A 24,213-nucleotide genomic window follows, 5' to 3' on the forward strand; every position below is an offset into this window, starting at 1 on the left:
CTCAGGAACTCGCCTTCACCTGATGGAGAATCCACTTCCTGAGCGTTTCCTCGGTCGCCAGCCGGATCAGCGCCTCGACGAGCTGCTGTTTGTTCTTGAGGATGCCGATGCCGTGCTTCTGTTTGGCCGCCGCGAGTTCCTTGCCCATCAGGCCGCTGTGGTCCACACCGGGCTCCAGCTTATCCAGCAGCTCGATGGTCTCCTGTTTGGTCATGTTGAGGGAGATGCCGTTCTCCTTCGCCATCTCCTTGAGCTGCTGGGCAGTCATGCCCCCCAGCCCCTCGGCGGGAGGGATCTTCGCCATCTGGGCGGCGAGCAGCTTGGCCTGTTTGAGTTCCGTCTGCTTCAGTCCGAGCAACTCGACCAGTTCTTCCTTGGTCCGCAGCAGACCGATCTTGTGTTCCTTGAGCTTGGCGCTGAGCGCCGCTCCGGCCAGGTCGCCGTGATCGATCCCCGGTTCAGCCAGATCGAGCAGCTTGATGAAATCGGCCTTGGTCCGGGCAATGGCCACGCCGTTCTGTTTCGCCAGGGTCTGGAGCTGTTTGACCGTCAGCGAGCCGAGGTCGGCGATGTCGCCGTTTTCAAAGGCGCTCTTGATCTTGGCGTTCTCCTTGGCCTGGGCGTCGGCCATGCCTTCCAGCACATGGGGCGGGAGAATGCAGGCGTCCCCCTGCGATGCCTGGGCGGCTGCCTGGGCGGCCATCTCGCTGCCGCAGACGGTCATCGGCCAGGCCACGATGTTGGTGCAGCGGCAGTGCGGATGCGCGGGTTGCTGAGGGAACTTGTCGATGGGAAAGGTCTTGCCGTCCAGGCCGCCGCAGACCGGGCACATGCGCTCGTCCTCCATGGCCAGCCATTCCAGCTTCTGGATGCCGACCCGCTCGTGGAACTTGAGCCTGCCCATGTTGTGGGCGCGGAGTACCTCGGTGCGGGCGATCATCTCCATGCGGTACTGCGCCTTGCTGAACACCCGGCTTCCGGCCTGGCGAAAGGAGTCCTTGTCGACGATCACCTTGCCCATGTCCCGGACGATGTCGTCGGCTCCCTTGCCTGTGGCGACGCCGTTCAGGATGGTGCGCTTGATGCCGTCTGCGAGTTCGCGGTGGACGTCACCGGCGAGCGTGAGGTTGTACTGCGCCATGAAGTCGAGGGCATTGGTGTCGACGATGGTGAACACCTTGGTGGCCAACTTGTCGATGCCCTCGGGCTTCAGGTCGGCGTAGAACGGCAGCGCCACGTCGGCGAGCTCTCCGATTCCCTGCTGGATGCCGAGCTTGAAGGAGTCCTTGGTCGTCTTGCGAAAGACCAGGGTCTGCTCCCGTTTGAGCCGCTTCATGGTGTCGTCGAGTTCGAGCTGGAGCTTTTCCAGCCCCTTGAGAGCGGCGAGCTTGTTGTCCGGCAGGGAGCCGAGGGAGCGGTACTGGAGGATGGCGCGGGCGACCTCGTCTTCGGCCTGTTTCAGCGCCTGGGTGAGCTGGGCCGTGACCTGGTCGTTGTAGCGGTTGCGAGCCGTCAGACTCTTCAGTGTGGCCGCCTGGATGCGCTGCTTGAGGTCCGACGGCATCAGCGGGGCTCCCGGCGGTCGATGAAACGACAGGCCGGGGCGTCGAAAGTGCGCTCGCTGTTGTGGACCCGGCAGTGGTTGGTGTCAGCAATAAAGTGGCTGCACTCGTCGCACACGGCAGCATCGCCGGTGGACTCCAGGTCGCCCGACCAGACTAATGCCGCCTCCGCCGTGGGTTCATCGTCCTCGGCCGGAATCCCGAGCATCTTCCGGGCGCGAGGCACGCTGAGGATGCCGGAGACGACCATATCCACCACCGGCTTCACCTGTTTCTCGTCCATCAGGTCGATCTGTTTACGTTCGGTCTCGCGGTTGGCGGCCTCGATGTCCGGGTCCAGGTCCATCTTGAGCTGAAGGCTGGAGCGGCTGATGAGTTTGCGGTCGTAGAGTTCGATGAGGAGCTTCTTGAAATCGACCGCGTCGCTGGGGTCGAGGTCGTTGAAGATAAACTGGATGCTTTTGTCGCCGTGGCCATTCAGCTCCATCCAGTCGTCGAACACCCAGTCGAGGAGCTTGCGTGCGGCCTGTTTGATCTCGCGGATCATGACCATCATCTTCTGCATGCTCACCGAGGCGGTGGCGAAATTCGGGCCGTCGCCGGTCACCAGCGAGCGTGACAGGCCCAGGGCCACCACGATGTCTTCCTTCACCTCCTTGACCTTGTCCTCGACGTTGAGGACCTGACCGTCGGTGCCGTGGGTTTCGACATTGACGTAGAACGGGACCACCAGACCGCTTTTCATATCCATCTTGTTGACCATGTCGCGGACCTGTTCGAGCATCCGCTGGTCCGGCATCACCATCTTCTGGCCAAACGCGCCGCCCACCTTGAGCAGACGAAAGGGCGTTGCCCAGCGCTTGGCGATGGCCTGTTCGGCCCGGCGGTAGTCGCGCAGCAGTTCGATGGCCTGAAAGGCGGGAAGCACGAGGGAGTTACCCCGGGGCGAAAAGGCCGGAGCATCCCATTTAAGGTGGAGCACCTGTTCGACGGGCAGAGGAATGGATTCCCCGCCGCCGGGGGTGTCCTCGGGAAATTGCCGGGCCTCGATCAGCTCGCCCTGGGCGTATTTGACCTTGACCGAGACCGGGTTGACGCAGACCAGCTCCTCGATGTCCTGGCCGGACTTGGTGAAGCGCTTGAAGCCGATGGCATCACCTTTCACCAGGAGCTGAAGAACCATGTCCTTGATGAATTGCGTGATGTTCAACCGCCAGGCGGCCTCCAGTGCCTGCTCCTTGAGGGTCTCGTCATCGCTGGTGATTTTGATCTCGTCGCCCACGGCGAAGGTGCGCCAGGAGTTGACACAGTTCTTTACCAGCGGCTCCTCGACGTAGTATTCCCAGGCCTTACGGGCGCGTTCTTCCCAGGTGGTAGGAATCGCTTCGGCGGCGTTCACCTTGGCGAAGGCGGCCGAGTCGAGCGCTGCCGCTGCGGCCAGCGGCGCGATGACAAAGCCGGTGGTGTCCAGGCTTTGATGGAAACCATCCTTGGTTTCCACCCTTCGGGCAGCCTGCGGCTGTCCAAATCCGCTCCCAGCGGATTGGTCGGGTTGTTCGTCCTGATGGGCGGTGCTTTCCACGTGATCCTCTCGGTAGTTTCGGCCATGACAGCCGCACATCCGGCCCGTGTGGGCCGAACCCGGCTCGATGCCGGTTACTTACCGGAGCGGGGTGGAAAGCGTCGGAGGATGAGTTTGGCGGGTGGTCAATATGCAAAACCTCTTCATTTGAGAAGAAGTAAAGATGTTTTGCATCAGACTGCATTGAGGCGGCCGAGGCCGAAACCAGAAATTTTCCTTGCCATTTAAAGCCTAAACTGGCAATAATTATTTCCGGCTGTTATGTTGACCGGAAAAATTGATAGCCGGAGGTTTTCGCGATGATTGACATGCTTAAAGAAATAATCCTCGATTTTCAGGAGATTGACCTTCCGACGGGTGTGCCCAGGCGGGTTGCTGTTTCGCCAGTGCCGGGAAAAGCCACGGTTTGCATCGGTGTGCGCCGCAGCGGTAAATCGACTTTCATGTTCCAGCTTATGAAGAAGCTGCAGGACACTGGCGTTGCCCGTCAGAACATCCTCTATCTGAACTTTTTCGATGATCGTCTGCATAGTCTGCAACACGACAATCTGGGTGTGATTCTGGAAGCCTACTTTTCGCTCTATCCGGAAAAAAAGAATGCCGAGAAGGTTTATTGCTTTTTCGATGAGATCCAGGTCGTACCTGGCTGGGAGCCCTTCGTTGACCGCTTGATGCGCATGGAAAAGTGCGAGGTGTACATTACCGGGTCGTCGGCTCAGATGCTCTCACGAGAGATAGCGACCCAGATGCGCGGCCGGGCACTCTCCTGGGAAATGTTCCCGTTTTCATTCCGGGAGTTTCTCGACTACAAGGGGATCGAGAGCGACGGTCCACTCTCGACCAAAAAACGTCTGACTGTCCAGAAGGCATTCGAGGAGTACTGGGAAACCGGTGGCTTCCCCGAGGTTGCAGGCCTTAACCGTATGCTGCGAATCAAGACCCACCAAGAGTATTTCAACGCAATGCTGTTCCGGGACCTTGTTGAACGCCATGATATCTCTCACCCCAAGGCGGTCACGGATCTGGCGCATTGGCTGGTGGACAATACGGGTTCCCTCTATTCCATCAACAACCTGACCGGCTACCTGAAATCCCTGGGGCACAAAGCGCCGAAACCCGCCGTCTCCGATTATCTCGAATGGTTCGAGGATGCCTACGTTCTGTTCACGGTGCGCATCTTTGACGCCTCGCTGGCCCGGGCCAACACCAACCCCAAGAAGATTTACTGCGCCGATCACGCGCTGGTGACGTCGATCAGCTCCGGCATTCTGGTCAACTCGGGCCATCTTCTGGAGAACCTGGTGTTCACCGCGCTGCGTCGGGTCACGCCGGATATCTTTTACTACAAGACCAAGGCGGGCCGGGAGGTTGATTTCATCGCCGGACGACAAGGCCCGTCCCGCATGCTTGTTCAGGTTTGTGAATCGATGGCCGACCAGCAAACCCGCAAGCGGGAAACCACCGCGCTTGCCGAAGCCATGACCGAACTGAAACTGTCGCATGGCATTATCGTGACGCGTAACGAGGAAGAGCAGATACAGGTAGATTCCGGAAAAATTGACGTGGTGCCCGCCTGGCGGTTTCTGCTGAACATGCCGGAAAGCGCCTGACATCCAAGCCACGGCCTTTCCCTGGCCCTCGGGCATCAGACCTATTGTTGCCACTTCCACAAAACTGGTAACGATTTGTCTGGTTCAGATAAAAATCGGGTTGGTGAGCACCGGCTTGAGTGAGACCACCTCTTCGCCGACCGGGTCGAGGTTGCCTTCCTCCCGGATCAGCATGGCGCAGCGCACCGCGTCGATGATGTGGTCGTTGCCCTTGGAATAGATGATCTTGCCGTCCCGCAGGGTGTAGGTGTGGGTGGTGAACTGGTCTTCCACTTCCAGGTCGTCCGAGGGGAAAATGAGCTGCTTGCGTTGCAGGGCTCCGTTGATGAGGCTGGTCATCAGCTCCTTGGTCCGCTTCTTGATTTCCTTACCGTCCCGCACCGCCAGCCGGGTCATGCCGCCGAAGTCGTATCCCTTGAGCCTGCCTTCCAGCTCCAGCCCTTTGTACTTGTCCAGGGTGAGCAACTCCTGAACCACGGCCAGACCGTTGCCGCCGTTGTCCACGCCGATGCCCGCCGGGGTGTAGTAACGCTCCAGCAGCGCGATGATCTGGGCGATGTGCGGATAGGAAACGTGTTCAAGATGTACGCGCAAGATCATCTTCAACAGCGTCCGCTCGCCGATCTCCATCTCCTGGAATACGACGATCTCGGTGGGATCGTTGGTGTAGCCCAGGTCGCCGCCGACCCAGAACTGCCCGCTGCGGGGAGTGAGGTTGAGCAGCATCTCCAGCCGGTCGTGGGCCGCTTCCTCGGTGTCGCAGTCGCGCAGCTCGGAATCGGTGATGACGATCTTCTGGTACTCCAGCAGATCCTGCCGACAGAGGTTGAACTGTTCGACATTGAAGGCCCCATAGGAGGGTTTTCCGTGTTCACCGGCCACCTCGTGTTGCCAGCCGGAGCTGTCGCGGCCGCCGTAGAACTCCAGCAGTTCGGCCTCGCGATCCTCGGTCCACAGGGGGTTGAGCCAGGACGGCCAGCGGAACACATGGAACTGATCAGACGAGGTGAGCCGGTAATAGGTGGTGTCGCGCAGGCCGTTGGGCGTGGAGTAGATGCGTAGCGTCCCCCCGGCCTTGAGGCACTGGCGCAGCGCCTTCCAGGCCCGTTCGGTCAGCCAGGCTCCTTCATCGACCCAGACACGGCCAACATGCAGGGACCGAAAGGCGTCACCATAGGCCCCGGCCGGGCGGAAATAGAGCACCGAACCGTTGGTGAACTCCAGCCGGAAATAGGGTTTGCGGTGGATCTTTGGCTTGCCGTACTTGGTCAGAGCGATGCTGTTCATCAGATCCGGGTTGGTGTCGAGCTGGAACTCGATCTCCTCGATGATGGTGTCGAGGTGCCCCTGGTGCGGAGCCGCGATGAGGCCCTGGCCACCCCGGGTGGTGAAGGCGTAATGGAGCGCGTCGGTCGAGAGCACGATGGACTTGCCCACGTCCCGGCCGTCGAGGTGGATGATGTTCTTGGCCGGGCAGCGCAGGTCCTCCACCTGGTGCGGCCAGTAGTCGCGGCCTGAGCCATCCCGGTTGTAGAGGTAGGCTTGCCCCCACAACACGGGATCGCTCAGGGTCGCCGCAAGTTTGCGCTCCTTGTCGGTTACCGCCATCAGTGCATTCCCGTCCTCAAGGCGCTGCCGAGGATGGTGCCCACCAGTTCCGTCAGGATCTGCTGCACGGCCAGGGTGTTCTTCCGGTCATGGACAGCCTCCTGAATGTCGATGATGGCCTGGTCCAACTCCGCCCAGGCCCGGTATTGCTGCTGGGCCGCTTCCAGACGGCCGAGGGCGTTCTCGATCCGTCCCGCCGCCAGTTCGGTGCCGATTTCAACCAGGGCCTCACCGGCCTGGCGGACGGCATCGCTGTTTTCCTGAAGGATCTCTTTCATTGACCTGCCTCCTGATTCGAGCCGTTGGCCCACTGGTCAAGGGCGTCCACGGCGGTCTGCAGGCGCAGGCCGACACCGGTCAGGCGTTCGGCGTCCGGGTGGCCAACCTCGCGCAGCGCCTTGTTGGCCTCGGTCACGTACTCGGGCGTGTGGCGGTTGACGGTGGCCACCGCCGACTGGATCTGGGCCGGTGGCCGGTAGGTGGCGCAGCCGGTCATGATCCCGGCCAGGGCCAGCGGGATGGTCCATTCGAGGGTCTTCTTCAACATGTTGATCTCCTTTGGGTTATGGGTTTGGGGTACATGCAGAAAGATCTCTGCAACCACTTGATTTCCAACGAAATAGAAGCGTCATTGGATGTGACGCGGGATGGTCCCGCATCCACGAAAACCGGAACCGGAGGCAGGCCATGACCTACGACAGAAACCGCCAGCAGGCACTCAAGGCGTACCGAGAAAAGCAGGAGAACATCGCCCGGCTGATCGAGGGCATTCGCGGCAAGCTCGAAGCGGACGCGAAGCAGCCGGACATCACCTGGGCGAGCGTCGGCTCCCTCGGCCACGTCGAGGAACTGCTGCGGGAGCTGGACGAGTTCCTGTCCTGAACACACGGGGCCACCGACAAAGGAGACATCGACATGACCGAATGCACCGTGCATCAAGCCGCCGAGGCTTTCATCGGCTACCTGCGGGAATCCGGAAAGAAAGAGCGGACCCTTTACACCTACCGGAAGGACCTCGACGCGGTTGAGGCCTTCTTCGGCGCGGATCGCCAGCTCGCCGAGATCCGGCTCCCCCAGGTCGGCAAGTTCTACAAGTCCGACCTGCTGCTCAAACTCCCCGATGGCAAGGAGCGAGCCGAACGCACCGTCGCCAAGACCGTCCGGGTGTTCCGCATGATGATGGTCTGGGCCAGGGAGTCGGGGCGCATCGAGGAGCTGCCGCTGCCCAAGAGCACACCCATGGGCCACAGCCGGGTGAAGGAGTCCAGCGATGAGCAACCGAACGGCTGACCTCGACCTGACGGGCGCGATAGAGGCGTTCTGTGCCCGCCTGTCGGCCGAAGGACGCTCCCCGGCGACCATAGCCGCATACCGCCGGGACCTCGCCCTGGTGGCCCGCGTGGCCGGGGAGCTGGCCCCGGGTATCGTCTGCCGGGCGGTCACGGCCGGGCTCCTCGACAAGGTGTTCTCCGCCGGGGCGGTCACCGAGAGCGGGCGCGGCCCACGCTCGGCGGCCTCGCTCCATCGGATGAAGGCGGCGGTGCGGGCCTTTTTCTCCTGGGCCGTCGAGGCAGGCGTGGTCGATGACAATCCGGCTCGGTCCATCCGCATGCATCGGCTGCCGAGAAAGCTGCCGGTGTTCCTGACCGCCGCCGAAAAGAAACGCCTGCTCAAGGAGCTCAAGGGGCGGACCGACTTCTCCACGCTGCGCGACCGCGCCATGATCGAGGTGCTGCTGGGCACCGGGATCAGGCTTGGCGAGCTGGCCGCGCTCGACATGGATGACATCGACCTCGACGCCAAGCATCTGCGGGTGCGAGCCAAGGGGAATGTGCCGCAGGTCAAGTTCATCAAGACCGACCTCCGCACATTGCTGCGCCGTTACCTGGCCGAGCGCCGTCGACACGGCCGCCCGGAAATGGAAGCCCTGTTCCTGTCGAACCGGGACGGCAGACTCTGCCAGCGGCAGATAGCCAACCGGCTCGCCCACTGGCTGCGGAAGGCCGGGATCGAAAAGGAACTGACGCCGCACGGGCTGCGGCATACCTTCGCCACCCACCTCTACGGCGCGACCAATGACCTGCTCGTAGTGCAGCGGGCCTTGGGGCACCGGGACGTGTCCACCACCCAGATCTACACCCACCTCGTGGACGGCCAGCTCGAGGAAGCCCTCGAACGCCTCTGATCCTTCCGGACCCGACGATGGGAGCGGCCTCTGCTGCTCCCGTTTTCGTTGGGCGAGACAGTGTCGAAGACAGTGAATGACAGTGCCCGCAGAAGAACACATCCGCCGATGATGAATGATCATGACGCCGGACCTGAATCTCCCGGGTGGGGCGGGAAATATCGATTGACCGGAATTTCTCCTTCGCTGTCTGTCGGCCGCACATCGCCATAACTGCTTGGCTTGTGCGCTCCGGGCGCGGAACACACATGGCAATATCTGCTTGGCATGTGCGAGGGCCGCTGCCGATGGAATGGCTATTTGCGGGGCTTGGCCGGTTCTGCCTGGGGTTCGACATGCCAATATCTACTTGGGTTATGTGAGAGAGCTCCGGCGTGAACGTGTCAATATCTACTTGGGTTATGCGGTTCGGCTTATGCACACACATGCCAAGCGGATATCGAGAGCTGCAGGAAGAAATAGAGGAGTGGAAATGATGATCGGCGGCCGAAGAATGCCGATTCCGAAAGTGCAAGGAACACGTCTTATCCGCAATTCCTGGTGTAGCTGTCTGCCGCAAGTCGCCGTGTGCCGGGGTCATCGGAAAAGCCCTCCATGGTGTTATCCGCAATTCTTTCCGCGTTTCTTGCGGCCGGAGGTTTTCGTTGCCGGGGCGTTGGCGGCCTCGGCCACCTTCTCGAGCAGCGCCGCCGCCCATTCCGCCGGAGAGGTCTGCGGGCCTTTCGGCTCCTCACCCTCGCGGGCGATCTTGGTGGTCTTGAGATCCTTCATGTGGCAGCGGATCATCCGGTCGAGGCTCTCGGCCGCTTGGGTGTTCCCTTCGATCTGGGCGCGGACAAGCTTGACGGAGTAGACGCCCACCAGTTCGACTTGAAGGAAGTCACTGGACTTGTTGAACACGAAGTCCTGGTTGAGGCGGTCGATGATCGCGTCGAACATGACCTTCTCTTCCGGAGTCAGACAGCGGTCGGCGAAGATGCCGTGCGTAAGCCGATACTGGTTGCCTTCGGGTGCTCCGGCCCCGCGCTTGGGCGGTTCGGTCTTGCCCTCGTTGCGATGCCAGCGGTCCAGAATAGCTTTGTCGGGTTTGCTCAAAGGCATATCGATGTCCTGCCAAAACTGTTTTTTTATACCGGTTTGCGGGGCGGGAGGCCGATTTAGCCTCCAAACGCGCTCCCGCCGGTTCAGGGGTTACTTACCGGAAGCGGCGGCCAACTGTCGGTCCCGGTCCTGTTTTCGTTCGGCGGCGATGATCTGGTTGACCCGGCGGGTGGTCACTCCAGCGAGGTTGGAGATCTCCTGGCTGCTGATCCCCTGCAGATGAAGGGCAAGCACCAGGTCGCGGCGTTCCTGGTAAAACCGGCTCGGTGCTGAAACCCAGAGAATCCCGGTGTAGTGCTTCTGGATCTGCTCGAACAGTTCCTCGGGCAGGACATCCTTGGCGTTGGCGTAGCGTTTCTTTTTCTTCACGGCTCAATCCTCCACTTTCTTCATCCACGGCTGTGGCACGTCCGGGTTGTAGAACCGCAGCGTGCTGGGACGCCCGGATTTCGGCCCATGGATAATTTCGATAGAACGCTCGGTGACCTCGCCAATCTCCTGATCGCCATCGACGAAGCAGACCAGGCCGTAGTCCTCGCCGCAGGGAAACCGGAAGCGGCCCTGGTTCTGATAGAGGCGTGCCTCGGACCAGCCCTTGGCCATGGCCTCCTCACGGATGGCGTCGACCTTGGCGACTGCCTGGGAAGTCACCGGCTGCCTATGGCGTCCGGCTGCGTGTTGAGGGTAAATCCAGACCTTTCTGGGAACTTCGACGGGTTTCTTCTGGGGTTCGGGACGAAGCGCGGGTGGCCGGTAGTTCTTCGGGGAAAAGGACTGCAGTACATCCTGGAGGCTTTCCTTGCCGAACTCCCGGATGGCCAGCTCCTGCAGGGCGTTGAATCGCTGCCGCAGCGTGTTCCAGGCAGCCTCGGGGAGCTTTCCGGCCTTGTGCGCGGCTTGGGCGGTGACCATGCGGGAACGTAGCCAGGCGAAGTATTCAGGCGACAGACGGCGGAACACTTTGCCGTCGCGCTCGAAGTCAGTCTCTTTGGTTCGAACCCAGGCGAGTTCTTTGATTTCAAGATCTGTGGCGACGAAGACCACATGGCAGGATTCTGGTGACGAAAGGATGTCTGGGCTTGTTCGATTTGCGGATTGGGCGGCATCCGTGCAGAGGTGACGGATCATGGTGGTCAACAGGCTCATGGTAAATCTCCGGAAACGTTGGTAGTCATCGTTTCCCGTTACTTACCGGAGCCTGACCATGGGTGTCGGATAGCCGAAAGCGCCGAAAGGGGTTTCGGCGCTCGACGACCTTTCGGCATCCCCTTTCGGCATCACTAAACAATAGAAGTATCAGTTAGTTATATATATTTTTCCGAAAGAGTAGAAAGATATGAGAATATTACTCTCGCATGGGCCAAAATTTTCTATACCCTGTTCCGAGAGGAGTATTGAAAAAAATACAAAGGAGGGGGAGTAATCTCTGAAACCTTTCGGCACTTTCGGCGCTTGCATCACAAATCCAACAAAAACATATAGTTGCACTGCCGAAAGGTACCCTTGGGACTTTCGGCAATGCCGAAACCCCTTTCGGTATCTCCGATTTCGTAACGATTTTTCCAGCCAAAGGCCGTTTTGTAATCGTTTTTCAAGCCGGATAACTGTTTTGCCAAAGGACCGCGTGGATATAAACAAGAAAAGCCCGCAGAAATGAATCCACGGGCCGGGCTTGGGTGATGATATGGGTGATGCGATCTATTTTGCTGATTGAATCGTATAGAGTTTGGTTCCGCGATGGTTCTGCCCTATTTCAATCTCGAACCCTGCCCCCCGGATGGTCTCCAGATCATTCACCAGCCGCTGTGCGAATTGCCGGGATGAGTCCATCTCGAAACGCAGACCGAAATCCCGAGCAACTCGCTTGAGGGCCACGAACAGGTCCCGGGAAAGAACCTCCCGCAAACTTCCATCGTCTTCAAAGCGGATCTGATACCGTTGGACGAACTCCTGAAGAGGGTCCGTCCGGCGGTCTCCGTAAACATCCCGCGCATTGGTTTCGGTCGCGGTGCGCCACGCGTTGAACAAGGTCGCCAGCGCCGTCGCCGTATGATTTGAATCCCGGGCCGTATCCCGGCTGGTCCGGTTGAGCGACTCGATCTGCCGGGCGAATGCCGGTGCCAGCTCTCCCAACCCCTGTTCCATCTCTTCACGGCTCGATCCGGCCAGCATCATCAGGTACATCAAGCTGAGATATTCGTTGCAGCGGCGCTTGTCGTGGCTCCCCAGTGCCTCGTGCAAAAGCTTCATGGCATGGCGTCTCATGCCGTCTCGCATCATCGCCAGCACCACCCGGGTCCGCTTAATGATGGCCGAAATGATGAGGTCGCGATGCTGCTGGATGCCTGCGACGACCTCGGATTCGATGAAACAGTCATTGCCCTGGTTGGCGACATCGAAGTTGATCACAAAACTGCGTGATTGGATCTCCGAAAGCTCCCCGCACAGTGGTTCGATGCCGGTGGTGTTCAGCAAGCATTTGGTCCGCTCGGTGATGGTCTCGCTGTCGGTGCCGCTCTTGCGTTTCTCCTTGGCGATGCCGGTGATGCTGGTCAGCATGAAGGTGGTCAGATCCTCGGTCATCTGCTTGACCTCGATGTTGTCGAGGACGATGAGCGGGTTCTGCGAGCCATCGGTGTAGTTCGCCGCGTCGGTGGCCTTCTTGTGCTGGGGCTCGCCGTAAAGCAGCGTCGACGTGATCTTGCTGGCGGTGGTCTTGCCCGATCCGGCCGAGCCCTCGAAGCGGGTCATGGGCCGCGTCCCGGCGAAGTCGATCAGCAGGAAACAGGAGAGCCAGGAAAGGATGAGAAAGCGATCTCCCTGCGGACAGGTCATGTTGCCCACCAGCAGATCGACCAGGAGCCGGTCCGCCTCTTCGAGGTCGGCGTCGGGCAGGAATTTCAGCGGCTTCATCTTCCGCGAGCCGTCCAGGATGATGCCGTCCTCGTTGCCGCCGTTCTTCATGATCTGAATTTCGTCCGGGGTGATCTTGGCGATCTCGTGCTCCGGATTGTTCAGGTTGAAATAGACGGTGTAGGAAGCCACATCCGTGTGCAGCCAGGAAAAATGATCGCGCACCTGGCCACGGATCATCGCCAGGCTTGGCAACACCTCGAAAAATGTCCGTCCGCCGTTGGAGGTCGGCACCATGCCCGTGTGCTTATAGAGCATGGCCGCGTAATGGCGCTTGCGGCCCCGGTCCGGCGAATCCATCCAGTAGATGGCGTTGTCGAAATACATGAACGGCTCGCCCTGCAGGGTGTGAAAGAACTGGGCACCGTTGGCGGTAAACCAGTCGTAGGCGGCCTCGGCGGCCAGTGTGTAGTCGGGAGCGCCGTTCTCCAGTTCCGTGTCGATTAGCACCTCGTCGACCCGGGCGCGGCATGATCCGGGCATCGCGCCGGACATCCGCTTGGCCTTCTTCTTTTCGTTACGGAACTCGACCTTGCGGTCCTTCTGGATGGCGCGGATCTGCTCTTTCAGGGTGGCCATCGAAACGCCACCGCCGATGCGCTCCTGCACCAGCTTCAGCAGGCGGGACTGTTCCAGCGGCGACTGCTCGGAAATCTCCCCCAGGATCGGTTCGAGCAGGCGGTTGCGTTCCTCCTCTTCAGCGCCCTCGGGCAGCGAGCGCACGCCGAACTCGATGGGCGTGCTGGCTTCGGCGAGCAGACGTTCGAAATCTTCACGGGTATGCCCGGCGGCAATGTAATCGTTGACGTCGATCTTGGCGGTGGCGAGAAGCGCCTCGGCCGACTTGATTTCCTCGGCGGGCCGTCCAGCCAGCAGCTTGGCCAGTTCCTTCGGCCCCACGCTCGCCGTCAGGCTGAACTGTTCGGTCAGCTCCTGCCGGGCCGAGATCTGTGTCTCCGACAAAGGCAGCGTCACCAGGCGGGTGTCGATCTTGTGTTCGGCCAGGGTACGAGCGGTTTGCAGCGCCCCTTTGAGACCGGCCTGGGAGAGTTCGTTGTCCTGGCAGATGTAGACGGTTTCGACGCCGCGCAGTTTGGGGATCAGGCGCTCCCAATCGGCGGCCCGGATGCGGACGGTGACCGGCGATACGGTGGGCAGGCCCAGTTGCATCAGCGCCAGGCAATCGGTCACCCCCTCGGTGATGATCACCTTGCCGGGCCTGGCCAGCAGGCAGTCCTCGTTGAACAGCAGCGCGTTGTTGATGAAATCGGCGACGTAGGGCCGCTGGTGTTCGTCGTGAACCGGCAGTTTCTTGTATTTCCCTTGCTCCCAGCCCACGTCCGGGGTCCACGGCGTCTTGCGGCCGATCATGAACACCACCCGGCCACGGCTCCAGTAGGGAAAGACGATCCGGCGCTCGAAAAATGGCGTCAGGCCGTCCTGGCTGGTGGGACGGAAAGCGCCGGTCGCGGCGAGCTCCCGCTTGGAAAAGCCGTCTTCTCCCCCGGTCAGTTGGGCGACCGCGCCGGACGCGTTGTCCGCGTAGCCGATCAGGAGATCGTCGATGGTCTCCTCGCTCAGGGCGTATTTGGATTTCAGCCAGTCGAGGACCTCCGGCGACTCTTTGAGTCTGGCGTGGTAAAGCCTGGCCAGCGAGGTCAGCGCGTCCTTGACCCGCAGTTCGAAGGCGCGGTCGGCCTCCGTCTGGGCCAGACGCTCCTGGCTGAGGCCATAGCGCGACAGCGGCGGCAAGCCCGCCTTCTTGGCGAGATAGTCCCGGGCCTGACGGTGGCTGTCCGGCATCGGACCGGATTGCCCGGCGGTGACCGAGCCCGTCTGAATGAACTCAACGAGCTGCAGCACATCACCGCCGACTCCGCAGCCGAAGCAGTACCAGCCCTGCTTGTCGAGCATCACGTGCAGCGACAGACGCGACTGGCTCTGATGGTTGGGGCAGTCGCACATCAAGCGCTGGCCGGTCTCCTGGGTGATCCGTCCCGGCAGGAGTTCCCGGGCCACGTCACCGATGTCCATCTCGGTGACGTGCCGGTAATACTCCCTGACGTTATCCGTTCCGCCCATACTCATTCGGCCTCCGCGACACGGGCGAAATCGGCCTCCGCGTGCTGGGCGGCGTCCAGAAACAGGGGCAGAAAGGTCCGACGGTCATCCACCTGGCAACGCTTGGCGCAGTTTTGGATGCCCCAATGGTCGCCCAGGACAATGGCGGTGCGCCGGGCGCGGGTCACCCCGGTGTAGAGCAGATTACGGTGGTGCATGAAGGAATGCGCCTTGTGGACCACCACCACGGCGCAGGGGAATTCGGACCCCTGGGTTTTGTGGATGGTGAGCGCATAGGCGAGCTGCAGGTCCTGAAGGTCGGGCGAACCCTTTTCCATCTCCACGGGCATGCCGTCGAAGTCGATGACCAGGGTGCCGTTCGCGAGGACATCGACCACATAGCCGATGGCACCGTTCATCACATTCAGGTCGTAATTGTTCCGGGTCTGGATGACCTTGTCGTGTTTGAGAAACGGAGCGCGGCGGCCCATAGCGACCGGCGGTACCTCGGCGTTCCAGAGCTTGCGCTGGATGAGCCGCTGCAGTTCCTCGTTCAGTTCCTTGGTGCCGAGCGGCCCCTTGTGGGTCGGCGTCAGCACCTGCACGTCCTTGATGATGTCGAACCCCAGGGCGTCGAGCCGCTCCTGAAACAACTCCAGCAGGAACGAGCGTGCCGCCATCGGATCTGTGAACTGATCCACCAGATACCAATCCCGGCATCCAGATACCGACGCCTCGCTGGTCTTGCGCACTTCGCCCTTGAGAACGGCGGTGCAGTTCTCCTTGAGGACGCCCGCCTGGCGCACGACCTTGTCGAGGATGACCGTGGGGATGGCGCGTGTCTGGATCAGATCGCGCAGGATGTTCCCTGGTCCCACCGGCGGAAGCTGGTTGTGGTCCCCGACCAGCAGCACCGTGGTCCGCGACAGGTCGACCGCCTCGAACAAGTGCCAGGCCAGGGGCACGTCCACCATCGAAAACTCGTCGACCACCAAGACGTCGGCATCGATGGGATTCTCCTTGCTGCGCGAGAAACCCTTGCCGTCATAGCCGAGCAGGCGGTGAATGGTGGTGCCGCTACGGCCGCTGACTTCCTCCAGGCGCTTGGCGGCCTTGCCGGTCGGCGCGGCGAGCACGACCTCCAGGTCGCTCTCCTCGCAGATAGTGTTGATGACCGAAATGGTGTAGCTCTTGCCCGAACCGGCTCCACCCGAAATCAGGCTGATGCTGTGGTGGAGGGCCGAGTGCACCGCTTCGAGCTGCTTCTCGTTCAGCGTTGATGCGCAGCGCCGAATCAGGGCATCGAGTTTCTTGACGGACTGGAAATGCGGGTTGGGTGTTTCGGCTTGGCCGAACAACGAGGCCAGCTCCCGCTCCATGCGGACGATCTCGGGCAGAGCGACCACGAAACGCCCGCCGTGGGAATCGCAGGCAAGCGCCTGTTCTTCGATGAGCGCGTCGAGGGCGCTCTCGATACGAACCCGGCTATCCAGGGCATCCATGACCAGCAGCAAATTGGCCTGGTCCACCAGATCCTCGTATTCGATCCAGCAGTGACCATTGTCCAGGGCTTCACGGACGCAGAAATTCAACCCAGCGCGGATGCGAGGGGTATGGTCCTTGGGGGTACCCAGCTTGCGGGCGATCTTGTCGACCTTCTTGAAGCCGAATCCCCGGATCTCCCGAATGAGGATGTACGGGTCTTCCTTCAGGATATCGAGGCAGTTGCCGCCGAGTCTTTCGACCAGGGTGGTGACCTGATGATGGGTCAGGCCGAATGCCGACAGCCAGGCCATGACGGTGTTAACGCTACGGTTCTTCAACCATTCGTCACGCAACCGCCGGGCCGCTTCCAGGGGCAGTCGAGCCTTGAGCGCAATGCGCTCGGGGTCGTTCAGAAGGGTTTCTTCAAAGGCGTCGCCGAAACTCTCGACGATCAATCTGGCCTTGGCCGGACCAATGCCCTTGATCTCCGGATGGTTGGCCAGATAGTGGATCAGCCCCTCCGGATCGAGTTCGAGGTCGTGCTCCATCCCGTCGACCTTGAACTGACGGCCGTATTTGGGATGGGTGGCCCACGACCCGAGCAGGACCACAGGCTGATTTTCCCGGGCGAACAAATTGCCCGCGAACTGGACTTCCTCACCGGTCGGGGTAAGCAGTCGCCCTGCGGAAAACTTGGGTCCGGCATAGTAAACGCGCTCTATTCTTCCCCGGAGTCGCGCCGGGTTACTCTCATTTCTTTTTGGCATTTCGCGATCCTCCGGTGAAAACGTGTCAGGTACTCCTCGACAAAACGGCAGGCGGCCTGCCGGTCCGAGCAGAAGTAGACTGGGACACCGAAGTCGACGACGATGGAGGCGACCGTTCCGATCAGCGCGTGCGGGTGGGCATCGCTGCGGTAGCGGCCATCGACCAGATCGCGAAAGTTGCACTCGACAACCACGCAGGCGGCTTCATAGGCGGAGAGCTTTTCCAGCTCGCGGTGGAACCGCTTTCGGCCCCGGATGACGGTGGAGACGAAATCCGTCAGGGATTTGCGCTCCACCGCCACCCGTTCCTCGAGGCCAACCAGCGAGTAATCACCGACGGGCAGCGCCTTGCGAACCGCCGAAACCTTGTCGCAATCGAAGCTGTAGGGCTCCTGTTCGCGGGTGTCGACGACAACGGTGATCCGGTCCATCATCAGAACGGGATCATGTCGTCCATCGCCGCGCCGGGAGCCCCGGCATCGTCGGCCATGACAATGCGACGGTTGAAGTAGATGTTCTCGTTTTCACCGCGAGTGCGTTTGGTCACCTCCAGCTTGATGTTGAGAAGCTGCTCGAGGTGGCCCGGCAGGTCGGAGAGCTTCTGAAGCTGCAGCCCGCAGGTGTAGAGGTCCTGCTTGAGCCACTTGATGTTCTCGTTGCTGGCCATGACGTTGTTGCGCCAGAGCAGACGGCCCTTGTGGGTCGGAGCGAGAATGCGCAGGGTCCACTTGAGCATGGGGTTGCCCGAAGTCTGGGCGCGGGTCAGTTCGACCCGGTCGACGTTGACCTGGTACTTGCCGTCGGGGACGGCCTCGAACTCGCGTTCCTCGACTTCGGCGGTTTCAAAGGCGTCGTCGAACTGCGCCAGGTCGAGGTTGCTGCTGGATTGGTTTTCGTAGTGTTCCATGGTCGGATCTCCTTACTGTTGAGGTTTCGCCGCCGCACTCGCGGTCGGCTCCGGCTTCGGCCGGGCGGCACTCGCCGCAGCTCCGGCTGCCGTGTTGTTGAAGGCTTTAACGAAGCTCGAAAAATCGAGGGGGATGACTTCGGGGAGTCGGCCGGTGCGGTCACCGGCGTCGTAGTTGGGACTGGGCTTGGTGCGCATCACGCGCTGCCAGACCGGCTTGCCGTCATCGCCGGTTTTCATGTCCAGATCGCAGAACAGGATCAGATCCACCAGGCCGGTGACCAGCTTCCGCGCCTTTTCCGGCAGCGTCGGCACGATGCGGGTGTGTTTGCCGGTCCGGGTCTCGATGTCCCGCTCCTGGGAGTGGGAAATCAGGATCAGCCCGTAGGGCAGGAAGGCCAGCTTGTTGATGACGCGCTGGAACTCGTTGTTGATCAGCGCGTAGCCCTTGCCGTAGCCCAGGTCAGATTCGTGCTCGATCTTGAATTTCTTGCAGACGTAGTCCGAGCACATCTTGTAGGCGTTATCCACCGTATCGACGACGATGGTCTTGAACTCGTGCTTGCCCTCGGCGATTTCGGCACAGGCCTGCAGAAGGTCGTCCCAGCAGGTGATCGGGGTCTGGAACACCTCCAGGGCATTCAGGCCCGGCTCGGTCGCCAGGAACAGTGCGTCATCGGCCTTGGAGCACCAGGTGCTCTTGCCGATCTTGCTCGGGCCGTACACCAGGGCGGTGAGATCCGAGAGCGTGTGTTTGGGTTTGCTTTTGGTCTTGGGAAGCATGGCTTCGTCTCCTTATGGTTGGGATTTCAGAACACCGGAGCGGCGTCTTCACCGGCTCCGTCCCGCAGCTCTTCGTGCGGGGCGATCCGTTGGAAATGGTTTTCGATGACGTTGGGGTTGCCGCCCGAGCGGCAGAGCTGGAAGTAGGCGCAGGGCCTTCCGTACTGGAAGCAGTAGCTGGTGTTGCGGTAGAAGATGTTGCGCCGACGGGCGTCGAGCATGGCCTTGGAGAGTTCCCACAGCTCCGCCCGCAGTTCCTCGAACTGGTCGCGGGAGATGTAGAGCACCTCGCGGTGGAACATGCCCGGCTCGAGGTACTTCTCCTGGAGCCGTTGCTGGAAGGTGTCGTCGTCCTCCGGCAACTTGCGCTTGGCGCTGCTCTTGCCGGTTTTCGACTTGGCGATCAGCTCCGCCCGGCGGGCCTCGAATTCGGCTTCGGTCTCACCCTTTCCCTGGCGCAACTTGGCCTTGACCAGGACGTTGTAGATGATGCCGCTGACCGTGATGCCGAGGGTCTGCTCCAGGTACCAGGCGTAGAGGATGATCTGGAAATCGGTCCACAGCCGCTCCAGGTAGCTGGCGTCGATCTGCGAGGCGGTTTTGTGTTCCAGCAGGAAATACTGGCCATCCTGACGGACGATGCCGTCCACCTTCCCGGCGAGAATAAAACTGCGTGAGGTCGCCCCGGTCGCCGGGTTGACGATGGGACCTTCGAAGGTCTTTTCGAGCGCGACGACCTCGAACGCTTCGGCCGGGTAGTGTTCCGCATAGGCGCTCATCATGGCCCGGGCGAGATGCCAGTCGGCCTGTTGATGATCGTCCTGCGCCCGGTTTGGATAGGTCCGGTCGATGTGGTCGAGGACCTTGGCCAGCTCCCGCTCGCTGTGCCAGCACTCCAGGCAGTCGTGGATGACCGAGCCGAAGGCCAGATTGGGGTCGCGCTCGAGCGGCACCAGCTCGTCGATATAGCGCCACTTGCAGGCCATGCGGCAGTTGCGGAACAGCCGCCACATGGAATAGGTGGTGGTCATCAGCTCGCTCATACCGCCACCCCCGCTTCGGCGGCGGGCGCTACGCGATGCTTGGAGGCACAGGCGCAACCCGACGGTTGGGATCGTTCGATCAGGACCGAGCGTTCACCGTATTCCTTGGTGGCGAAGCCAGTGAAGATGCGGGCAAGGTCACTGCCGACATCGGTGGAGGCGTCGATCACGCAGGTACGTCGGGCCTTGTCCAAATTGAACCGGCTCTCCATCCGCACACGGGAACGGCCATGCAGGCTTTCGACGGCCAGCATCGCCAGCATGAAAGTGTCTTCCAGTTCCTGGGCCGGGACCGACTCGTCAAAACGGTACTTGTAAGTGTCGTGAGTCATGGTTGAACTCCTCTTTTGTTCAGGTTCTGATTTCCGAGGCCCCGGATAGCCGCACCATGCGGCACGGTGCTTACTTACCGGAGGCGGAGCCGATGCGTCGGAGATCACAGGTAGTCCTCGAGCCCGGCCTCGCGGAATGCGTCCCTCAGCTTGCTCAGCCGGTCGTAGAGGGTGGTTCTGGGAATGCCCATCTCCCGGGCGACTTCGGCCATGGTGCTGTCGTGCAGACGCAAGCACAGATCCCGGAGCTCTTCCGGCAGCGAGGCGATGGCCTGGCCGAGATCCATGCGGATCTCATGGGCGAGACGCTCTCTTGTTTCGCGGGTGCCGCTTCCCAGAGAGCCTTCGCTATCCAGGAAGTCGATCCGCTCGGCGGTGTCGCCTTCGCCGTTGTCGAGGGGTTCGTTGAGTGAGGTTTGGCAGAGCCGCCAGTCCCGGCATTGGGCGAACCGTGCCTCCAGGATGGTGGAGATGTGACGTTCGACGATCCGGGCCATGAAGGTGGTCTTCTTGGCCTTGGCGGGATTGAAATGCCGCATCCGCTGCAGCAGATCGATCATCAGTTCCTGTTCGAGGTCGGGTCTGTCGTCCTCGGTGAATCCGGCCTTGCCTACGAGTTGACGTGCTTTGTGCCGAATGAGGTCGGCGGCATACTTGTCGATGCCGTCGTAAGAATTCTGTGAAACCATCGGGGCCTCCTCGGAGCGAGGAGGAGGTCCGCGTGGGTGTCGGCACGGGCCAGATCACAGGACAAAGCTGTCGCGTGGGCGAAGGGGTCGCAGGTACGCCGCCAATTGCCGTATTCGGCTCGGCGACACCCACAACAGCCTCCGCCATGCGTCCAGCTTGTTGTCCAGTGTCTAAGGGTTCAGGTCGTTACGTGTTCAGGCTGCCCGTTCCTCGATGCGCATCAGGAACGGGAGACCGTGCTTGATCTCGAGCAGGCAGACTTTTCCGCTGCCCATCTGCGCGAGGTGCTCCAGCAGCGCCACGACCTCTTGCTTGAGAATGAAGTCATCCTGGTCGCGCTCGGGCCGGGGACCGCTTTGTCCGCCCAGCTTGATCTCGCGCTCGATGACCGTGTCAGGGGTGAGTTCCGGCTCGCCTTCGCGGACCGGAATGTTGGTGATGCGGCCGAAGTTGATGTCCTGCATCAACTCGATGAGTCGCCGCTTCGGTGGGGTGAGGTGTGCTTTGTTGACTTGTGCCACTGCCAGTCTCCTTGTTCGGAAGTTCTGGCACGCCCGGTGGCCAACCCTGTGCTGACCAATAAAAAACGCCGGATCGCGCCTTCATTGGGGAAGGCGCTACATCCGGCGTCGCAATGGCTACATTTGGCGTAGCGGAAATTTTTTTTAGTTTTTTCTTCCTGGGTGGTCCCGGGTCACTCGTTGACTATCGGGCGGACCTCCCAAACGATCTCCTCTTCGGTCCGGTAGACCGGTTCGTTGCCGCACTTGATGGACTCCTTCAGGTGGGCGGCCAGCGGCTTGTCATACTTCTCCAGATACGTGATGGCCCGGTTCACGGCGTTCCGGAAGGCGTCGCGGATGTTCTTCCGCTTGTCGTTGGATTTCCGGAGTTTGCCACCCAGACCAACCGCCTCGTTGATTGCTGTGGTCACCTTTGCCATTTCTTCTTCAAGCCGCTGAATCTCGGCAGCGTTGTTTTCTGCTCGTGCGTCTTCAATTTCTCGAAGAAGATCGTGAGCCGCCTCCCGGTACTGCTCGATAGCCTTGCGGTCGGCGACGAAGCCGGTATCGCCCAACGGAACCCCCTGGGTGACCTGAAAACCGTCTTCGGTTTCATCAGAGTTCAGAAACGTGTTGCAGGTATTGATGGCCAACCCGCAGACGATCTCGTAGACCGAGGTTTCCTTGTTGGGCCTCGCCAGAAGGAAGTTGATGTACTCGGCTCCTTTGTCGACACCCGTCACGAGCACCTCGGCATTGCCGTTAAAGCGTGCGGCCCAGACACCCCCGCGCTTCCTGAAGTAGTTGTCCGGCTGCTTCTGCTCGACCGGAATAGCTGGGACAGAGATCACCGATCCCGATTCATAGACCGTCCGAAGCAAACAGTCTCCCGGCAAGGTGCGCTGACGGATGGCCGTGATGTTGCGGGCGACCATGGTGTCCATCGCTTCGCAGACCTCCTTGGCGTGGCGTTTGTAAAGGTCATAGACCTTCTGGGCCACGCTTCCGGGGTTCCCATTCAAGTAGCGGAAGACCCGACTTACCTCGCTGAATCGAGCGATAAACTGGGTGATGTCATCCTGATCACGGACCTGGTTGGCTCGCTCCAGGTACGCGGCAGCCATGATCTTGTCCTCGTCCTTGCTTCGACTTTGGGTGAAGATATCGGCCTTATAGTCTTCCACGGGGTCATGCTGATCCGCTTTTGCCGCAATCATGGCAAAACGCCTGTCGATGCACTGCGAACACGTTCCGCAATGCGTATGGTGATTGGTCATCTCCCAGGTATGGGTGCAGGTGGTCGATGCCGCGATCATGTCCTGGCATCCGGCCTTGGTGATCACCTCGATAACACCGGCCTTGGTTTTCCAGATGTAGGGATTCTCAATCGTGAACGGTTCGCCAGCCACCAGGCTGATGATTTCCTGAAAGCCTCGGATCACCCTGGGGTGGGTGGTGCGTGTTGCCCGGCCGCCGACTACCTGAGCGCAGACCGGCAGATTCAAACTGATGACCCCGTTTTCGTAAAAACGGACGCTTTTCAGATTGAGCATTTTTGCGATGGTCGCCCCGATAGACACATAAAGGAAGGATCGGCTGCGCTGGGTGTACTCGTAGTTCAGGCCCTTGTTCTTGTTGACCCGGACGCCGATGTGTAGCGGGGCGTTTTCCCCAGCCTTGTCGGCAATCATCTTTTCCAGGCGGCGGTGGCGCTTGTTGAGTTTCGGGGTTGACTTGTGGGTCACCAGGACGACCCGGTGCTTTTCGTTCAACACCTCGTCGATAGCTCCGGCCAGCGAATCCAGGCCGCCTGAAAACATCACCACCTGTTCCGGATAACCGAGAAGACGCCCGTCATCGTTGAAGTCCAGATAGCCCTGGAATGCCTGAGCCTCTTTCAGTTTGACGAACTCGAAGTGATAGTTGTCGTCAGACAAGAAACCAAGCGTGGAGCGCAGCGCCTGGTGGATATCGTCTCCGTTCCAAAAATCTGGCTTCCGCACCGGGATGATGAAGTGCAGATCCCTGCGCCAGCCATGGCCAAAAGAATCGACGTCGTCGGCCCCTCGTGGGATGGCCTGATCGGCACTGTAAACGTAGGTGGCGATTTCGAGCAGGTCCTGGAAAGAATCAGGCACGTCCTTGCTCATCTTTTTGTGGATGTCTTCAATGCGTAGGGTGATCTTGTCCGGCCCATCCTTACCCCAAAGGCGCAGGCGCAGATCACGGTCAGGATTTTCTTCAATCCCATCGGTCGGTGCGTTCCCACAGATGATATATCGTTTATCTTGCATCGGCTCGCGCTCCTTCTTTTAGCTCGTCCTTCATCTTTTTCAGCGCGTAAGAGGCGAAGCCATTGGAAGACTCCCTGGAGATGTCACCACCTTCTTCGTACCTGTGCTTCGAAAACCAATCTGCTGAAAACTGCTCGACGATCAGGGACGCCTCTTTACAGTGCGTGTTCAGAGCCTTCTCGAATTGTTCCATTTCATTCATGGTGGCAAAGCGCTGGCCCTCGCCAAGATGGGTAGCCAGCGTTTTTGAAAGGAAGTAGTTCATGCTCTCGTTGGTCAGCTTGGCGAAGAAAGTCCGCGACAGCTCTCCGAACTCTCGCTTTTTACCGAGCGCCGCCAGTGCGGCCCGAACATCATCTGGCCCGGGGGCGAAGAGAGACGGCAGTTTTGGTGAGATGTGCTCTACCAGGGCTCCGACCAATGCACGCTGAGACATTTCACCGAGGTCGGATCGGCCACCGTTGGACTCCAATTTGTTATCCAGGGCCTCGGAGACTGCGGCGGCAAGATCGGGAAGGGATGTATCCTGCGGCAGGTTGACGCCGAGGGATTGGAGATGCTCGCCGAGGTTCTCCTTTTTTGCGGCAATGGCGAGCTGCGTCATCAACCAGACCGCCTCGGTGAACCCCTCATCGTTGAGCACGAAGGTGAATGCTTTATCGGCTGCCCGGATTGTTGCGTTTGCGATTTGGGACACGTCGGCACCGGCCGTGATCAGGCCGACCACCTCTTTCCATGCCCTCGACCTCGGAAGGCTTCCAAGTCTGACGTGCCCCATGTCGATCTC

At 60.5% G+C, this 24,213-nt stretch carries 23 protein-coding genes; 4 read left to right on the forward strand and 19 right to left on the reverse strand.

Annotated elements, in window-relative coordinates; translation table 11 throughout:
* Position 1: 1 nt before the first annotated feature.
* A complete protein-coding gene (locus GSUB_RS10095; protein WP_235269776.1) occupies positions 2-1,564 on the reverse strand; it encodes a minor capsid protein in 1,563 nt (520 codons plus the stop codon).
* Entirely contained in the window at positions 1,564-3,144 is a 1,581-nt protein-coding gene (locus GSUB_RS10100) for a phage portal protein family protein (protein WP_235269777.1), read from the reverse strand. The genes GSUB_RS10095 and GSUB_RS10100 overlap by 1 nt, the downstream gene beginning before the upstream one ends.
* A 299-nt stretch (positions 3,145-3,443) precedes the next feature.
* Here GSUB_RS10100 and GSUB_RS10105 point away from each other — a divergent pair, with 299 nt between their 5' ends.
* Positions 3,444-4,754, forward strand: coding sequence for an ATP-binding protein (locus GSUB_RS10105; RefSeq protein WP_040200622.1), 1,311 nt, complete (start codon positions 3,444-3,446; stop codon positions 4,752-4,754).
* Positions 4,755-4,838: 84 nt separating this feature from the next.
* Here GSUB_RS10105 and GSUB_RS10110 read toward each other — a convergent pair whose 3' ends face one another.
* Genes GSUB_RS10110 through GSUB_RS10120 form a run of 3 tightly spaced genes read right to left on the reverse strand, consistent with a single transcriptional unit; the run spans position 4,839 to position 6,909 of the window.
* Positions 4,839-6,362, reverse strand: a complete 1,524-nt coding sequence (locus GSUB_RS10110) for a terminase large subunit domain-containing protein (RefSeq protein ID WP_040200624.1) — start codon at positions 6,360-6,362, stop codon at positions 4,839-4,841.
* A complete protein-coding gene (locus tag GSUB_RS10115; protein WP_011366961.1) occupies positions 6,362-6,640 on the reverse strand; it encodes a hypothetical protein in 279 nt (92 codons plus the stop codon). Before GSUB_RS10115 ends, GSUB_RS10110 begins: the two co-directional genes overlap by 1 nt.
* Positions 6,637-6,909, reverse strand: a complete 273-nt coding sequence (locus GSUB_RS10120) for a hypothetical protein (protein WP_029917946.1) — start codon at positions 6,907-6,909, stop codon at positions 6,637-6,639. Before GSUB_RS10120 ends, GSUB_RS10115 begins: the two co-directional genes overlap by 4 nt.
* A 140-nt stretch (positions 6,910-7,049) precedes the next feature.
* On the opposite strand from GSUB_RS10120, the gene GSUB_RS10125 reads away from it, so the two are divergent.
* The 3 genes from GSUB_RS10125 to GSUB_RS10135 are packed head-to-tail and all read left to right on the forward strand — an operon-like array spanning position 7,050 to position 8,547.
* Positions 7,050-7,244: a hypothetical protein gene (locus tag GSUB_RS10125; protein ID WP_011366959.1), complete on the forward strand. Its 195-nt coding sequence runs from the start codon at positions 7,050-7,052 to the stop codon at positions 7,242-7,244.
* Positions 7,245-7,277: 33 nt separating this feature from the next.
* Positions 7,278-7,652 carry a hypothetical protein gene (locus GSUB_RS10130; protein WP_040200626.1) on the forward strand — a complete coding sequence of 125 codons (375 nt, stop codon included), beginning with the start codon at positions 7,278-7,280 and terminating at the stop codon, positions 7,650-7,652.
* Entirely contained in the window at positions 7,633-8,547 is a 915-nt protein-coding gene (locus GSUB_RS10135; protein WP_040200627.1) for a tyrosine-type recombinase/integrase, read from the forward strand. Before GSUB_RS10130 ends, GSUB_RS10135 begins: the two co-directional genes overlap by 20 nt.
* A 600-nt stretch (positions 8,548-9,147) precedes the next feature.
* Here the strand turns inward: GSUB_RS10135 and GSUB_RS10140 are convergent.
* The 14 genes from GSUB_RS10140 to GSUB_RS10205 form a co-directional block, all read right to left on the reverse strand.
* A complete protein-coding gene (locus tag GSUB_RS10140; protein ID WP_040200629.1) occupies positions 9,148-9,648 on the reverse strand; it encodes a hypothetical protein in 501 nt (166 codons plus the stop codon).
* Positions 9,649-9,738: 90 nt separating this feature from the next.
* A complete protein-coding gene (locus GSUB_RS10145; RefSeq protein ID WP_040200631.1) occupies positions 9,739-10,017 on the reverse strand; it encodes a hypothetical protein in 279 nt (92 codons plus the stop codon).
* A gap of 3 nt (positions 10,018-10,020) precedes the next feature.
* Positions 10,021-10,794, reverse strand: a complete 774-nt coding sequence (locus GSUB_RS10150) for a hypothetical protein (protein WP_040200633.1) — start codon at positions 10,792-10,794, stop codon at positions 10,021-10,023.
* A gap of 552 nt (positions 10,795-11,346) precedes the next feature.
* Positions 11,347-14,649, reverse strand: a complete 3,303-nt coding sequence (locus GSUB_RS10155; protein WP_040200635.1) for a CHC2 zinc finger domain-containing protein — start codon at positions 14,647-14,649, stop codon at positions 11,347-11,349.
* On the reverse strand, positions 14,646-16,874 hold the full coding sequence (recD2, locus tag GSUB_RS10160) for an SF1B family DNA helicase RecD2 (RefSeq protein WP_040200636.1): 2,229 nt from the start codon (positions 16,872-16,874) through the stop codon (positions 14,646-14,648). The genes GSUB_RS10155 and recD2 overlap by 4 nt, the downstream gene beginning before the upstream one ends.
* Positions 16,826-17,308: an ERCC4 domain-containing protein gene (locus GSUB_RS10165; RefSeq protein ID WP_040200638.1), complete on the reverse strand. Its 483-nt coding sequence runs from the start codon at positions 17,306-17,308 to the stop codon at positions 16,826-16,828. The genes recD2 and GSUB_RS10165 overlap by 49 nt, the downstream gene beginning before the upstream one ends.
* Positions 17,308-17,781: a DUF669 domain-containing protein gene (locus tag GSUB_RS10170; protein WP_013219083.1), complete on the reverse strand. Its 474-nt coding sequence runs from the start codon at positions 17,779-17,781 to the stop codon at positions 17,308-17,310. The genes GSUB_RS10165 and GSUB_RS10170 overlap by 1 nt, the downstream gene beginning before the upstream one ends.
* A 12-nt stretch (positions 17,782-17,793) precedes the next feature.
* On the reverse strand, positions 17,794-18,564 hold the full coding sequence (locus GSUB_RS10175; protein ID WP_040200639.1) for an ATP-binding protein: 771 nt from the start codon (positions 18,562-18,564) through the stop codon (positions 17,794-17,796).
* A gap of 26 nt (positions 18,565-18,590) precedes the next feature.
* Positions 18,591-19,607 carry a PD-(D/E)XK nuclease family protein gene (locus tag GSUB_RS10180; RefSeq protein ID WP_040200641.1) on the reverse strand — a complete coding sequence of 339 codons (1,017 nt, stop codon included), beginning with the start codon at positions 19,605-19,607 and terminating at the stop codon, positions 18,591-18,593.
* A complete protein-coding gene (locus tag GSUB_RS10185) occupies positions 19,604-19,939 on the reverse strand; it encodes a hypothetical protein (protein WP_040200643.1) in 336 nt (111 codons plus the stop codon). Before GSUB_RS10185 ends, GSUB_RS10180 begins: the two co-directional genes overlap by 4 nt.
* Positions 19,940-20,043: 104 nt before the next feature.
* Positions 20,044-20,628, reverse strand: a complete 585-nt coding sequence (locus GSUB_RS10190) for a sigma-70 family RNA polymerase sigma factor (RefSeq protein WP_040200644.1) — start codon at positions 20,626-20,628, stop codon at positions 20,044-20,046.
* 195 nt (positions 20,629-20,823) lie between these two features.
* Positions 20,824-21,150 carry a hypothetical protein gene (locus tag GSUB_RS10195; protein ID WP_040200645.1) on the reverse strand — a complete coding sequence of 109 codons (327 nt, stop codon included), beginning with the start codon at positions 21,148-21,150 and terminating at the stop codon, positions 20,824-20,826.
* 173 nt (positions 21,151-21,323) lie between these two features.
* A complete protein-coding gene (locus tag GSUB_RS10200; protein ID WP_040200647.1) occupies positions 21,324-23,426 on the reverse strand; it encodes a 7-cyano-7-deazaguanine synthase in 2,103 nt (700 codons plus the stop codon).
* Positions 23,416-24,204 (reverse strand): hypothetical protein, encoded by a 789-nt coding sequence (locus tag GSUB_RS10205; RefSeq protein ID WP_040200648.1) that lies wholly within the window; start codon positions 24,202-24,204, stop codon positions 23,416-23,418. Before GSUB_RS10205 ends, GSUB_RS10200 begins: the two co-directional genes overlap by 11 nt.
* Between the last annotated feature and the right edge of the window lie 9 nt (positions 24,205-24,213).

The sequence above is a fragment of the Geoalkalibacter subterraneus genome, assembly GCF_000827125.1.
GTDB lineage: Bacteria > Desulfobacterota > Desulfuromonadia > Desulfuromonadales > Geoalkalibacteraceae > Geoalkalibacter_A > Geoalkalibacter_A subterraneus.